The organism is Streptomyces sp. NPDC048352, from assembly GCF_040651895.1.
Taxonomy (GTDB): Bacteria; Actinomycetota; Actinomycetes; order Streptomycetales; family Streptomycetaceae; genus Streptomyces.
The window spans coordinates 1-13750 of record NZ_JBEZKZ010000009.1 but is presented as its reverse complement, the minus strand read 5'-3'; the positions used below and the strand labels follow the sequence as shown (position 1 = coordinate 13750).

The 13750-nt window shown below is 71.9% G+C and carries 10 protein-coding genes; 7 read left to right on the top strand and 3 right to left on the bottom strand.

What is annotated here, in order from left to right; translation table 11 throughout:
* Positions 1-50: 50 nt before the first annotated feature.
* The gene (locus AB0D45_RS07490; RefSeq protein ID WP_362455826.1) at positions 51-1058 is read right to left on the bottom strand and encodes an aldo/keto reductase; all 1008 of its coding nucleotides are present in this window, start codon (positions 1056-1058) and stop codon (positions 51-53) included.
* Positions 1059-1142: 84 nt separating this feature from the next.
* Here AB0D45_RS07490 and AB0D45_RS07485 point away from each other — a divergent pair, with 84 nt between their 5' ends.
* The 6 genes from AB0D45_RS07485 to serA all read left to right on the top strand — a co-directional run bounded on the left by AB0D45_RS07485 (position 1143) and on the right by serA (position 10916).
* Positions 1143-2090 (top strand): 2-hydroxyacid dehydrogenase, encoded by a 948-nt coding sequence (locus tag AB0D45_RS07485; RefSeq protein WP_362455824.1) that lies wholly within the window; start codon positions 1143-1145, stop codon positions 2088-2090.
* Between the two features lie 240 nt (positions 2091-2330).
* Positions 2331-5237, top strand: coding sequence for an EAL domain-containing protein (locus tag AB0D45_RS07480; RefSeq protein ID WP_362455943.1), 2907 nt, complete (start codon positions 2331-2333; stop codon positions 5235-5237).
* 227 nt (positions 5238-5464) lie between these two features.
* Complete coding sequence (locus tag AB0D45_RS07475) at positions 5465-7351, top strand: acetolactate synthase large subunit (RefSeq protein ID WP_361599019.1); 1887 nt, start codon at positions 5465-5467, stop codon at positions 7349-7351.
* A 32-nt stretch (positions 7352-7383) separates the two neighbouring features.
* Complete coding sequence (ilvN, locus tag AB0D45_RS07470) at positions 7384-7908, top strand: acetolactate synthase small subunit (protein ID WP_361599016.1); 525 nt, start codon at positions 7384-7386, stop codon at positions 7906-7908.
* A gap of 123 nt (positions 7909-8031) precedes the next feature.
* Positions 8032-9033, top strand: coding sequence for a ketol-acid reductoisomerase (ilvC, locus tag AB0D45_RS07465; RefSeq protein WP_361599013.1), 1002 nt, complete (start codon positions 8032-8034; stop codon positions 9031-9033).
* A 293-nt stretch (positions 9034-9326) separates the two neighbouring features.
* A complete protein-coding gene (serA, locus tag AB0D45_RS07460; RefSeq protein ID WP_361599010.1) occupies positions 9327-10916 on the top strand; it encodes a phosphoglycerate dehydrogenase in 1590 nt (529 codons plus the stop codon).
* A gap of 62 nt (positions 10917-10978) precedes the next feature.
* On the opposite strand, the gene AB0D45_RS07455 is transcribed toward serA, so the two are convergent.
* Positions 10979-12520 carry an MFS transporter gene (locus AB0D45_RS07455; RefSeq protein ID WP_362455821.1) on the bottom strand — a complete coding sequence of 514 codons (1542 nt, stop codon included), beginning with the start codon at positions 12518-12520 and terminating at the stop codon, positions 10979-10981.
* A gap of 103 nt (positions 12521-12623) precedes the next feature.
* Between AB0D45_RS07455 and AB0D45_RS07450 the strand changes: the two genes are divergently transcribed.
* Positions 12624-13229, top strand: a complete 606-nt coding sequence (locus AB0D45_RS07450; RefSeq protein WP_362455819.1) for a TetR/AcrR family transcriptional regulator — start codon at positions 12624-12626, stop codon at positions 13227-13229.
* A gap of 106 nt (positions 13230-13335) precedes the next feature.
* Here AB0D45_RS07450 and AB0D45_RS07445 read toward each other — a convergent pair.
* Positions 13336-13750: helix-turn-helix domain-containing protein (locus AB0D45_RS07445; protein ID WP_362455817.1), on the bottom strand; the 415-nt coding region annotated here is incomplete at its 5' end.

The window sequence follows — 13750 nt, the reverse complement described above, 5'->3', positions numbered from 1 at the left end:
ACCCCTCGTACACCCGATCGAGTGGATGTCGCGAAGGTAGGGGCAGCACCTCAGTCCCAGGCTCCCACCGCCGCCGGCAGCGCCGCGATCTCGGCCAGCTCCGCGGCCGTGAGCCGCACCTCCGCCGCCCGGGCGTTCTCCGCCGCCCACCGGGCCCGCTCCGCCCCCGGAACCGGCACCACGTGCGGCCCCTGCGCCAGCACCCAGGCCAGCGCCACCTGCGCCGCCGTCACCTCGGGCCCGTGCCGCCGGGCCACCCGCCGCAGCTCCGCCACCAGCACCTGGTTGGAGGCCATCGCGTGCGCCGTGAACCGGGGGTGCCGCGCCCGCACGTCCGCCTCCTCGAAGCCCTGCCCCGGCGTCAGCGTCCCGGTCAGGAACCCGCTGCCCAGCGGCATCGCCGCCAGCATCCCCACCCCCCGCGCCGCACACCACGGCAGCAGCTGCCACGCCGCCTCCGGCGACCACACCGACAGCTCCGCCTGCACCGCCGTCACGGGGAACACCTGCTGGACCCGGTCCAGCTGCCGCAGCGTCGAGCGGTACCCCAGGTCCCCGCGCCGCCCCGCACCCGGCCCCGCCCCCGCGCCCAGCGCGCAGAACCCCAGCGCCCGTACCTTCCCCGCGCCCACCAGCTCCGCCATGGCCCCCCAGGTCTCCTCCACCGGCACCTCCGGGTCCACCCGGTGCAGCTGGTACAGGTCTATGACGTCGGTCCGCAGCCGCCGCAGCGAGGCGTCGCAGGCCCGCCGCACGTACCCCGGCCGCCCGTCGGCCACCACGTGCCCCTCGCCCGCCCGCAGCCCCACCTTGGCGGACACGAAGGCCTCGGCCCGCCGCTCCCGCAGCACCCTCCCCAGCACCAGCTCGTTGGTGAACGGCCCGTACAGGTCGGCCGTGTCCAGCAGGTTCGCCCCCAGGTCCAGCGCCGTGTGCACGGTGCGCAGCGCATCCTCGCCCCGGCGGCGCGAAGGGGCGTAGGCCCAGCTCATCGGCATGCAGCCGAGCCCTATGGCCCCCACCGTCAGCGGTCCCGACCCGATCGACCTGCGCTCCACGCCTGCGTCCCCCTCCCGGCCCGGTCCCGGTCCGGCCTTCAAACTAACGGCTTGATCCAGATCCCTTCGCATAGCCTCGTGATCATGACTGCACCGACCGGGGACGTCTGGCTCCCCTTCCCGCCCGCGGAGATCGACGGCCTCCCCGACTCCTTCCGCTACCGCCAGTGGGACGGGGAGGACACCTTTCCGGCCGACCCGGCCGCCTGCGTCTTCTACGTCACCCCGTACATGAAGTCCCAGGAGGTGACCCTGCGCCCGCTCGCGGCGATGCCCGCCCTGCGGGTGGTGCAGACCCTCACCGCCGGCATCGACCACGTCCTGCCCGGCCTCGCGGACCTCCGCCCCGGCGTACGCCTGTGCAACGCCCGCGGCGTCCACGAGGCCAGCACCGCCGAACTCGCCCTCACCCTGGTGCTCGCCTCCCTGCGCGGCATCCCCGGCATGGTGCGCGGCCAGGACCGCGAGGAATGGCGCGGCGGCTTCTACGACGCCCTCGCCGACAAGTCCGTCCTGATCGTCGGGTACGGGGCGATCGGCGCGGCCGTCGAGGACCGCCTCCTGCCCTTCGAGTGCGCGCGGATCACCCGCGTCGCCCGCTCGGCCCGCACCGCCCCGCACGGACCGGTCCACGCCCTCGCCGCCCTCCCCGGCCTCCTCCCGGACGCGGACGTGGTGGTCCTGACCACCCCGCTGACCGAGGACACCCGGCACCTCGCGGACGCGGCCTTCCTGCGGCGGATGAAGGACGGCGCCCTGCTCGTGAACGTCTCGCGCGGGCCCGTGGTCCACACCGGCGCCCTGCTGGCCGAGCTGGAGTCCGGCCGGCTGCGCGCCGCCCTCGACGTCACCGACCCCGAACCGCTGCCCGCCGGCCACCCCCTCTGGCACGCCCCGAACGTCCTGATCACCCCTCATGTGGGCGGCAGCAGCTCGGCGTTCGAACCGAGGGCGAAGCGGCTCGTGGCCCGGCAGCTCACCCGGTTCGCCGCCGGCGAGGAGGTCCGCAACACCGTGCTGATCAAGGACTGAGCGCCACCGCCGCGCACACTCGGCAACCATGCGGACACGAACAGTGGCCAGGGCACCTCGCTTGGTGACGGAGCGTAGAGATGCTATGTCGCTGAGTGACGAAAGTGGTGTATCGTCCGGAACCAGGGGCTGCGCCACGTACGTCTGGCGCTGGGGAGTGATCGGACACTTTGGGGGGCGACGGGCGATGCACGGCCAATGGACGAAGGATCCGACGCGGCAGGGCCGCCGGAGGCGACGATGGGGTGCGCCCGAACCGGCCGGCGAGGAGCACCGGTGAGCGCCCCGGGGGCGGCGCTCCTGACCCGCTCGCCGGTGGCGGGCGGCGGCCGGGGCCTCGCGGCGCAACTGCTCCTCGCCCTGGTCAGCGGCGGCTACGCCGTCGGAGCCGCCCTCGGCTGGGGGTCGGACCGGCTCGCCAAGGTCATGGGCGACTTCGGTCTCAGTGCCGCCGCGTTACTGGCCGCGGTGTCCTGCTACCACTACGCGCACGTGATCGGCAGGCGTGAACGCCCCGCCTGGCTGATGTTCGCGTTCTCCTCGCTCATGGGGGCCCTGGGGAACGGCATCTGGGGCTGGTACGAGGTCGTCCTCGACGAGAAGGTCCCCGAGCCCTCGCTCGCCGACTTCGCCTTCCTGTGCTTCGCACCGCCCGCCATCGTGGGCCTGCTCGTCCTCGCCAAACGCCCGGTCACCCGGGCCGGGTGGGTCTGCCTCGGACTCGACTCCTGGCTCATCGGCGGCTCGCTGCTGACCCTGTCCTGGAGCCTCGCCCTGGCCAACGCCGCGCGCACCGCCCAGTCGGGCGCCCCCGGCAGCGTTCCGCGCGCCGCCCTCTCGCTCGCGTACCCGCTCCTCGACATCGCGCTGGTCTCGATGGTCCTGGTGCTGCACTTCAGGCGCTCGGCGAACAACCGGTCGGCGGTCAACACCGCGATCGCGGCCCTCGCCCTGACCGTCGTGAGCGACGCCCTGTTCACCTCGCCGCTGCTGAACACCACCTACAAGTCGGGGGAGATCCTCGACGCCGGCTGGTTCGCGGGCTCGCTCCTGCTCGCCTACGCCCCCTGGGGGGCCCGCCGGACCGAACCCGCCCTGAGGCCCGGGCCCCCGCGCCCCGACCGCCCGCACAGCCGCCCCATCACCGGCTCGCTGCCCGCCCTCACCCCGTACCTCGCGGCCGCCGTCTGCACCCTGGGCATCCTGTACAACGTCGTGGACGGCCGGAAGGTGGACCGGATGGTGGTCTTCACCGGCTGCACCGTCGTGCTCGCCCTCGTCATCCGGCAGGGCATCATGCTCCTCGACAACATCGCGCTGACCCAGGAACTGGCCCAGAAGGAGAACCACTTCCGCTCCCTGGTCCAGGGCTCCAGCGACGTCATCATGATCGCCGCCCCCACCGGGACCCTGCGCTACGTCAGCCCCGCCGCCGCCGGGGTCTACGGCCGCGAGGCGGAGGAACTGGTGGGGACGGAGCTCGCCTCCCTGATCCACCCCGACGACCTCGGCCGGGTGGTCCACGAGGTACGCCGCTTCCTGGCCGCCCCGCCCGCCGAGGAGCCCACCACCCGCATCGAGTGCCGGTTCAAGTCGGGCGGCGGCGAGTGGCTCAACGTGGAGTCCACCGTCAACCGCCACCAGGGCGGCCTCATCCTCAACAGCCGCGACGTCACCGAGCGCGTCCGCCTCCAGGCCCAGCTCCAGCACAGCGCCGAGCACGACCCGCTGACCGACCTGCCCAACCGGGCCCTGTTCACCCGCCGGGTCCGCCAGGCGCTGACCGGCCGACGGGCCGGGGACCACAGCACCGCCGTGCTCTTCATCGACCTCGACGGCTTCAAGGCCGTCAACGACACCATCGGCCACCAGGCCGGCGACGAACTGCTCGTCGAGGCCGCCCACCGCCTCCAGGACGCCGTCCGGGCCGGGGACACCGCCGCCCGGCTCGGCGGCGACGAGTTCGCCGCGCTGATCATCGGCGACGGCAGCCGCGACCGCGGCGCCCGCGAGTACCAGGTCCGCGAGATCGCCGACCGGCTGCGCGCCACCCTCTCCCAGCCCTACCGCATCGCCGGGAGCGAGGTCAGGGTGGCCGCCAGTATCGGCGTCGCCTTCGCCGACCCCGGCATCACCCCTTCGGACCTGATGCGCAACGCGGATCTCGCGATGTACCGGGCCAAGGCGGCGGGCAAGGACCGCGTCGAGCTGTACGCGCCGCAGATGCAGGCCGAGATCGCGCGCAAGGCGGAAATCGCCGGGCGGCTGCGCACCGCGCTCCACGAGGGGGAGTTCGCCCTGCTGCACCAGCCCGTGGTCTGCCTGGCCACCGGCGAGGTGGCGGCCGTCGCCGCCCAGGCCCGCTGGCGCTCCGCCCAGGGCATCCTCTTCACTCCGGCCGAGTTCTCCCGGGTGGCCGAGCACAGCGACGGCCCGGCGGCCGGGCTTGACGGCTCCCGGACGGCCCAACTGGGCCGATGGCTCTTCGAAGAAGCGGTCGAGCGGGCCGCCGAGCGCCACCGGGCCGGGCACGACGTACCAGTGGCCATCCGGATGACCGCCCAGCGGCTGCTGGACCGCTCCCTGCCCCGGGGCGGAGTGGAGGCCCTGCTGAACCGCCACGGGCTGCCCTCCGGCGCCCTCGTGCTCGAGCTGGCCGCCTCCGACCCCAGAGTGGCCTTCGACGAGCTGGAGCGGCGCCTGACGGCCCTGCACCGGCTCGGCGTACGGATCGCCCTGGACGGCTTCGGCAGCGGGTACGCGGCCATCAGCGCCCTGCGCCGCCTGCCCGTCGACCTGCTCAAGCTGGACCGCGGGCTCGTCGAGGGGGTGGTCGAATCAGCCAGACTGCACAAGATCACGGCCGGTCTCTTGCGGATCGCAAACGACCTGGGCATGCAGTCCCTGGCCGACGGGGTCGACCTCCCCGAGCAGGTGCTGGCGCTGCGCGCGATGGGGTGCACCCACGGCCAGGGAGCGGCCTTCTCCGGACCACTCGACGAATACAGGCTGCGGCGCGCGCTCGTGAGGGGTACGTTCCCAGTACCGGGCGGTACGGCCCAGCCCGCCTTGGCCGGCGGCTCGTCCGGTGGCCCGATGGTCATCCGTAGAGGCTCACATAATGAGACGCCCGTCCCACCCGCTTGACATCCCCCTCCCGCCGGAGGGAGGGTCAGTGCCATGCGCACCCGAATTCTCGTACTTGGAAAGCGCGTCGGCTGAAGCTGGGGCCAGCATGTCCCCGCTCGACACCACCGACGCGCTCCCCTCGCTTGCCACCCGGCACGAGGGGTTTTTTGTTGCACTGGCACACGCCTCCGGACCAGATCCGGAGCACCCCCGCTCCTCGTAAAACCCTCAGCTTCGAGAAGAGAATGCCGATGACCGAGCAGGCCTCCGGGGCCCACCATCCGCAGCCGCGGCCCCGTACGGGCGGACAGCAGTCCGCCGCAGTTGAGCACGTCACGGGTGCGCAGTCCCTCATCCGCTCTCTCGAAGAGGTGGGGTGCGACACCGTCTTCGGTATCCCGGGCGGCGCCATCCTCCCGGCCTACGACCCGATGATGGACAGCAAGAAGGTCCGTCACATCCTGGTCCGCCACGAGCAGGGGGCCGGACACGCCGCCACCGGCTACGCGCAGGCCACCGGCAAGGTCGGCGTCTGCATGGCCACCTCCGGCCCGGGCGCCACCAACCTCGTCACCCCGATCGCCGACGCCCACATGGACTCCGTCCCGCTCGTCGCGATCACCGGCCAGGTCTCCTCCAAGGCGATCGGCACCGACGCCTTCCAGGAGGCGGACATCGTCGGCATCACGATGCCGATCACCAAGCACAACTTCCTGGTCACCAGGGCCGAGGACATCCCGAAGACGATCGCCGAGGCCTTCCACATCGCGTCCACCGGCCGCCCGGGCCCGGTCCTGGTCGACATCGCCAAGGACGCCCTCCAGGCGCGGACCACCTTCTCCTGGCCGCCCGCCATGGACCTGCCGGGCTACCGGCCGGTCACCAAGCCGCACGCCAAGCAGATCCGCGAGGCCGCCAAGCTCATCTGCCAGGCCAAGCGCCCGGTGCTGTACGTCGGCGGCGGCGTCATGAAGTCCGGCGCGACGGCCGAGCTGAAGGTCCTCGCCGAGCTCACCGGCGTCCCGGTCTGCACCACCCTGATGGCCCTCGGCTCCTTCCCCGACAGCCACCCGCTGCACGTCGGCATGCCCGGTATGCACGGCTCCGTCACCGGCGTCACCGCGCTGCAGAAGTCGGACCTGCTGATCGCGCTCGGCACCCGCTTCGACGACCGCGTCACCGGCAAGCTGGACAGCTTCGCCCCCTTCGCCAAGGTCATCCACGCCGACATCGACCCGGCCGAGATCGGCAAGAACCGCGAGGTCGACGTCCCGATCGTGGGCGACGCCCGCGAGGTCATCGCCGACCTGATCCAGGCGGTCCAGGCCGAGCACACCGAGGGCAACGCGGGCGACTACACCGCCTGGTGGAAGGACCTCAACCGCTGGCGCGAGACGTACCCGCTGGGCTACGACCTGCCCGAGGACGGCATGCTCTCCCCGCAGCAGGTCATCGAGCGGATCGGCGCGCTCGCGCCGAAGAGCACGATCTTCGCGGCGGGCGTCGGCCAGCACCAGATGTGGGCCTCGCACTTCGTCAAGTACGAGGAGCCGCGCACCTGGCTGAACTCCGGCGGCGCCGGAACCATGGGCTACGCGGTCCCCGCCGCGATGGGCGCCAAGGTCGGCATGCCGGAGCGCACCGTCTGGGCGATCGACGGCGACGGCTGCTTCCAGATGACCAATCAGGAACTGGTCACCTGTGCGCTGAACAACATCCCGATCAAGGTCGCGATCATCAACAACGGTGCGCTGGGCATGGTCCGCCAGTGGCAGACCCTGTTCTACAACCAGCGGTACTCCAACACCGTGCTGCACGCGGACGAGACCGGCCACGACACGGTGGGCTCCCAGCTCGGCGAGTCCATCGCGCCCCGCAAGGGCACCCGCGTCCCGGACTTCGTCAAGCTGTCCGAGGCCATGGGCTGCGTCGCGCTGCGCTGCGAGGACCCGGCGGACCTGGACAAGGTCATCGCCGAGGCCAACGCGATCAACGACCGCACCGTCGTGATCGACTTCATCGTCCACGAGGACGCCATGGTGTGGCCGATGGTCGCCGCCGGCACCTCCAACGACGAGGTCATGGCAGCCCGGGGCGTCCGCCCCGACTTCGGCGACAACGAAGACGACTGAGCCGAGAGAGCCTGAGAGAGAGAACGACTCACATGTCCAAGCACACGCTCTCCGTCCTGGTCGAGAACACGCCCGGCATCCTCGCCCGGATCGCCGCGCTGTTCTCCCGCCGCGGGTTCAACATCGACTCCCTCGCGGTCGGCGTCACCGAGCACCCCGACATCTCCCGCATCACCATCGTGGTGAACGTCGAGGACCTCCCGCTGGAGCAGGTGACCAAGCAGCTGAACAAGCTGGTCAACGTGCTCAAGATCGTCGAGCTGGAGCCGCACAACGCCATCGAGCGCGAACTCGTCCTGGTGAAGGTCCGCGCCGACAACGAGACCCGCTCGCAGATCGTCGAGATCGTCCAGCTCTTCCGCGCCAAGACCGTCGACGTCTCCCCGGACGCCGTCACCATCGAGGCCACCGGCGGCAGCGACAAGCTCGGCGCCATGCTCAAGATGCTGGAGCCCTTCGGCATCAAGGAGCTCGTGCAGTCCGGCACCATCGCCATAGGGCGCGGCGGACGGTCCATCACGGACCGCAGCCTGCGCTCGCTCGACCGCACCGCCTGAGCCGCGGCGCCCGAGCGGGACACGGCGGCTGACACGCCGGCCCGCATAGCGAGACCCACAAACTCTTATTCCGTTCCCCGCCGTACGGTGGGAGCAACATCAGCGCACCAAGGAGATATCCCAGTGGCCGAGCTGTTCTACGAGAACGACGCCGACCTGTCCATCATCCAGGGCCGCAAGGTCGCGGTCATCGGTTACGGCAGCCAGGGCCACGCCCACGCGCTGTCGCTCCGTGACTCCGGCGTCGACGTCGTCGTCGGCCTCAAGGAGGGCTCGAAGTCCAAGGCCAAGGCCGAGGAGCAGGGCCTGAAGGTCGTCTCCGTGGCGGAGGCCGCCGAGTGGGCCAACGTCATCATGATCCTGACCCCGGACCCGCTCCAGGCCGAGATCTACGAGGAGTCCGTCAAGGACCACCTCCAGGAGGGCGACGCGCTCTTCTTCGGCCACGGCTTCAACGTCCGCTACGGCTTCATCAAGCCCCCGGCCAACGTGGACGTCGCCCTGGTCGCGCCGAAGGGCCCGGGCCACCTGGTCCGCCGTCAGTACGAGGAGGGCCGCGGCGTCCCGTGCATCGCCGCCGTCGAGCAGGACTTCTCGGGCAACGCCTTCGCCCTGGCCCTGTCGTACGCGGCCGGCATCGGCGGCACCCGCGCCGGCGTCATCAAGACCACCTTCACCGAGGAGACCGAGACCGACCTGTTCGGTGAGCAGGCCGTCCTCTGCGGTGGCGCCTCCGCCCTGGTCAAGGCCGGTTTCGAGACCCTGACCGAGGCCGGCTACCAGCCGGAGATCGCCTACTTCGAGTGCCTGCACGAGCTGAAGCTCATCGTCGACCTCATGTACGAGGGCGGCCTGGAGAAGATGCGCTGGTCGGTCTCCGAGACCGCCGAGTGGGGCGACTACATCACCGGCCCGCGCGTCATCACCGACGCCACCAAGGCCGAGATGAAGAAGGTCCTGGAAGAGATCCAGAGCGGCAAGTTCGCCGAGGAGTGGATGGCCGAGTACAAGGCCGGTCTGCCGAAGTACAACGAGTACAAGAAGGCCGACTCCGAGCACCTGCTCGAGACCACCGGCAAGAAGCTGCGCAAGCTGATGAGCTGGGTCGACAGCGACGAGAGCTGATCTCGTGAACGGCGGGGCCGGGACGGTGCGTCCCGGCCCCGCCGCGCACCCGCCGCCTCCGGGGTCGGTCGAAGATCACCGGAATGTAGCCCTCGGATAGCGCGGATTGTCCACCCCGGCCAATCTCGGACGGGTGATCCTTCCGTACAGGAGGAATTCCGCGCCCGAACCGCTACTACACTGCTGAACACAACGCGTCAGGCCCACAGTGTCGTGCGTCTTCCACGCGGCTACCCCCTCCACCGCCTGCGGCCGTCGGGACGGCCGTCCGCACTGGACTTGTGAGGACCCACGTGAGCTCGAAACCTGTCGTACTCATCGCCGAAGAGCTGTCGCCCGCAACGGTGGACGCGCTCGGTCCGGACTTCGAGATCCGGCACGTCAACGGCGCCGACCGCGCCGAGCTGCTCCCCGCGATCGCGGACGTCGACGCGATCCTCGTCCGCTCCGCCACCAAGGTGGACGCCGAGGCCATCGCCGCGGCCAGGAAGCTGAAGGTCGTCGCCCGCGCCGGTGTCGGCCTCGACAACGTCGACGTCGCCGCCGCCACGAAGGCCGGCGTGATGGTCGTGAACGCCCCGACCTCCAACATCGTCACCGCCGCCGAGCTCGCCTGCGGCCTGCTCGTGGCCACCGCCCGCAACATCCCGCAGGCCAACACCGCCCTGAAGAACGGCGAGTGGAAGCGGAACAAGTACACGGGCGTCGAGCTCAGCGAGAAGACCCTCGGCGTCGTCGGCCTCGGCCGCATCGGCGTCCTGGTCGCCCAGCGCATGTCGGCCTTCGGCATGAAGGTCGTCGCGTACGACCCCTACGTACAGCCCGCGCGCGCCGCCCAGATGGGCGTCAAGATGCTGACGCTGGACGAGCTGCTGGAGGTCGCCGACTTCATCACCGTGCACCTGCCCAAGACCCCCGAGACCCTCGGTCTCATCGGGGACGAGGCGCTGCACAAGGTGAAGCCGTCCGTCCGCATCGTCAACGCCGCGCGCGGCGGGATCGTGGACGAGGCCGCGCTGTACTCGGCCATCAAGGAGGGCCGCGTCGCCGGCGCCGGCCTCGACGTGTACGCGAAGGAGCCCTGCACGGACTCCCCGCTCTTCGAGCTCGACCAGGTCGTCTGCACCCCGCACCTCGGCGCGTCCACGGACGAGGCCCAGGAGAAGGCCGGCATCGCGGTCGCCAAGTCGGTGCGCCTCGCGCTCGCCGGCGAGCTCGTGCCGGACGCGGTCAACGTCCAGGGCGGTGTCATCGCCGAGGACGTCCGTCCGGGCCTGCCGCTCGCCGAGAAGCTCGGCCGCATCTTCACCGCCCTCGCGGGCGAGGTCGCGGTCCGCCTCGACGTGGAGGTCTGCGGCGAGATCACCCAGCACGACGTCAAGGTGCTGGAACTCTCCGCCCTCAAGGGCGTCTTCGAGGACGTCGTCGACGAGACGGTCTCCTACGTCAACGCCCCGCTGTTCGCGCAGGAGCGCGGTGTCGAGGTCCGCCTGACCACCAGCTCGGAGTCCCCGGACCACCGCAACGTGGTGACCGTCCGCGGCACCCTGTCGGACGGTCAGGAGGTGTCGGTGTCCGGCACCCTGGCCGGCCCGAAGCACCTGCAGAAGATCGTGGGCGTGGGCGAGTACGACGTGGACCTGGCCCTGGCCGACTACATGATCGTGCTGCGCTACACCGACCGCCCGGGCGTCGTCGGCAAGGTCGGCCAGCTGCTCGGCGAGGCCGGTCTGAACATCGCGGGCATGCAGGTCGCCCGCGCCGAGGAGGGCGGGGAGGCGCTCGTCGTCCTCACCGTCGACGCGGAGGTCCCGGTGGACGTCCTCGCCGCCATCTCGGCGGAGATCGGCGCCGCTTCGGCCCGTTCGGTCAACCTCGGCTGACCGTCGCGCACAGCCGGAAGGGCCCGGGGGTGAACCCCGGGCCTTTTCCTTTTTTACGAGGTTCAGCGCGCCGGTGCCGCCTCCGCGCGGGCCGGCTCCGCCCCGGCGGGGGCCGGGCTCGGCGCGCCCCGCGTCAGGGCCACGGCGAGCCCCGCCGCCGCGAGGAGCAGCGCCGCACCGCCCCAGGCCGCGTACTGCATGCCGTGCACGAAGGCCTCCCGGGCCAGGGCCAGCAGCTGCCCGCCGGCCTCGCCCCCGGTGTGCTGCGCCGCGGCCACCGCGCCGCCCAGGGTCTCCCGTACGGCGGGCGGCTCGCCGGCCAGGTCGGCCCGGTAGACGGCGGTGCCGAGGCTGCCCAGCAGGGCCATCCCGAGCGCCCCGCCGAACTCCTGGCCCGTCTCCAGCAGGGAGGCGGCCGAGCCGGCCTTCTCGGCGGGGGCCGAGGAGAGGGCCATGTCGGAGACCAGGGACATCACGCTGACGATGCCCGAGGCCAGCACCCCGGCGCCGGCCAGCAGCAGCCACAGGGAGTCGGTGCCCACCAGGGCGATGAGGGCGAACCCGGCGGCGGCGACGGCGAACCCGCCGGCGATGACGCGGGAGCGGTCCGTCGTGCGGGCCAGGGCGGCGGAAACGGGCGCTGCGGCTCCGATGAGGAGCGAGGGCGCCAGGCTCCACAGCGCGGCCTCGAGGGTGCCCATGCCGAGCACGGACTGCAGGTACTGGGTGGTGAAGTAGGCCGAGCCCATCATGGCGAAGGCGGCGACCGTGTTGAGGCCGACGCCCGCCCCGAAGCGGCGGTCCCGGAACAGCGCCCGGCTGACCATGGCGTCCTCCCGGGTGCGCTGGCGGCGGACGAAGACGTACCCGAAGGCGAGGCCGGCCAGGACGCAGGCGGCGGGGAGGGGTTCGAAGCCCTCGGCGGCGGTCTCCTTCAGCCCGTAGACCACCGGCAGCACGGCGGCCATGGACAGCGGGACGCCCAGCAGGTCGAAGCGGCCGGGCGCCGGATCCTTGAACTCGGGGACCAGCACCGGGACCAGGACCAGCAGGAGCAGCATCGCGGGAACGTTGATCAGGAAGACCGAGCCCCAGTGGAAGTGGTTCAGCAGCACCCCGCTCAGCACCGATCCGAGGGCGATCCCGCCGGTCATGGCGCCGGACCAGAGGGCGATGGCCTTGCCGCGCTGCGCGGCGTCCTGGAAGAGGTTGCGGATGAGGGCCAGCGTGGACGGCATCAGGGTGGCGCCGCCGATGCCGAGCAGGACGCGGGCGGCGATGAGCATCTCGGCGCTGGTGGCGCAGGCGGCGCCGACGGAGGCCAGGCCGAAGGCGGCGGCGCCCGCCAGCAGCAGCTTGCGGCGGCCGATCCGGTCGCCGAGCGACCCCATCGTGATCAGCAGCCCGGAGAGTGCGAAGGCGTAGCTGTCGAAGATCCACAGCTGCTGGGTGGCGCTCGGGTCGAGCTCGCGGGTGATGGCCGGGATGGCGAAGTACAGGACGGACACGTCCATGGAGACCAGGAGCAGGGGCAGCAGCAGGACGGTGAAGGCGGTCCATTCGCGGCGGCCGGCGAGGGGCGCCGTGGCGGCGGGGTTCGTCATGAGCAGCAATGTACACATGTCATAAACGACTGTCTATGACGTCTGTATGAGATGAGTGTGTGGAACCTTTGTCTAGGACGGCCGTCTTGCTACGGTGGCGCCCATGGGACACAAAGAAGACCTCCTCGAAGGCGCCAAGAAGTGCCTGGTCGAGAACGGGTTCGTACGCACCACCGCGCGCGACATCGTCGGCGCCTCCGGTACCAACCTGGCCTCCATCGGCTACCACTACGGCTCCAAGGACGCGCTGCTCACGCAGGCCTTCATCGCCCTGATGCAGGAGTGGGGCGAGTCCTTCGAGGGCGGCCTGGCCGGGGAAGGGGGCTCCCTGGAACGCTTCCGCGCGCTGTGGGAGGGCGTCCTCGCGAAGCGCGAGGCGTCGGCGCCCGTGTGGGCGGCCAGCATGGAGGTCGCGCTCAGCGGGGAGCGGCTGCCGCAGCTGCGGGGGATGCTCGCGGCCTCCCAGGCGGAGGGGCGCCGCGGCCTGATCTCGCTCCTGACCGGCACGCCGGAGGAGGAGCTCACCGAACGCGACGAGCGCACCCTCGGCGCCGTCTGCCAGGCGCTGCTCAACGGCCTGATGATCCAGTGGCTGCTCGACCCCGGCAGCGCGGCCTCGGCGGAGGAGTTCACGGAGGGGCTGCGCCGGATCGCCGAGGGGCTGACGGCGGCCGGCCGGGGCGGGTCCGTCGCCGAGGCGGGCGCGTAACCGCCCGGACGCCCGTCCGCCGGGGTGGGCCCGAGCCGGTTGGCGCCTGTTCGCCGGGGCGTCGGGCGGTGGTTCGCCGCTGCTCGGCCGCCGCCGCGGCGGGCGTTCAGGCCCGCAGGCGGGCGGCCTTGAGCGCCATGTGGAGCAGCAGCCGGTCCTCGCCCGCGTCCAGGTCGAGCCCCGTCAGCTGCTCCACCCTGCCCAGCCGGTAGTACAAGGTCTGGCGGTGGATGCCCAGCTGCGCGGCCGCGCGGCCGGCCTGCCCGGCGCAGTCGAGGAACACCTCGGCGGTACGGGCCAGTTCTCGGTGGGCCGGGCTCAGCAGCGCCCGGGTCGCCGGGTCGTCCGCCGGGCCGGCGGCCAGCGCGGCCAGCATCCGGTACGGGCCGATCCCGGCCCACTGGGCCACCGGCCCGAGCTGCGGCTGCGCGGCCGCCGCCCGGGCGGCGGCGGTGGCCTGCGCCCAGGCGGCGGGCAGCTCCGCGAGCGCCCGGACGGGGTCGGAGAGCTCGGCGGTGACG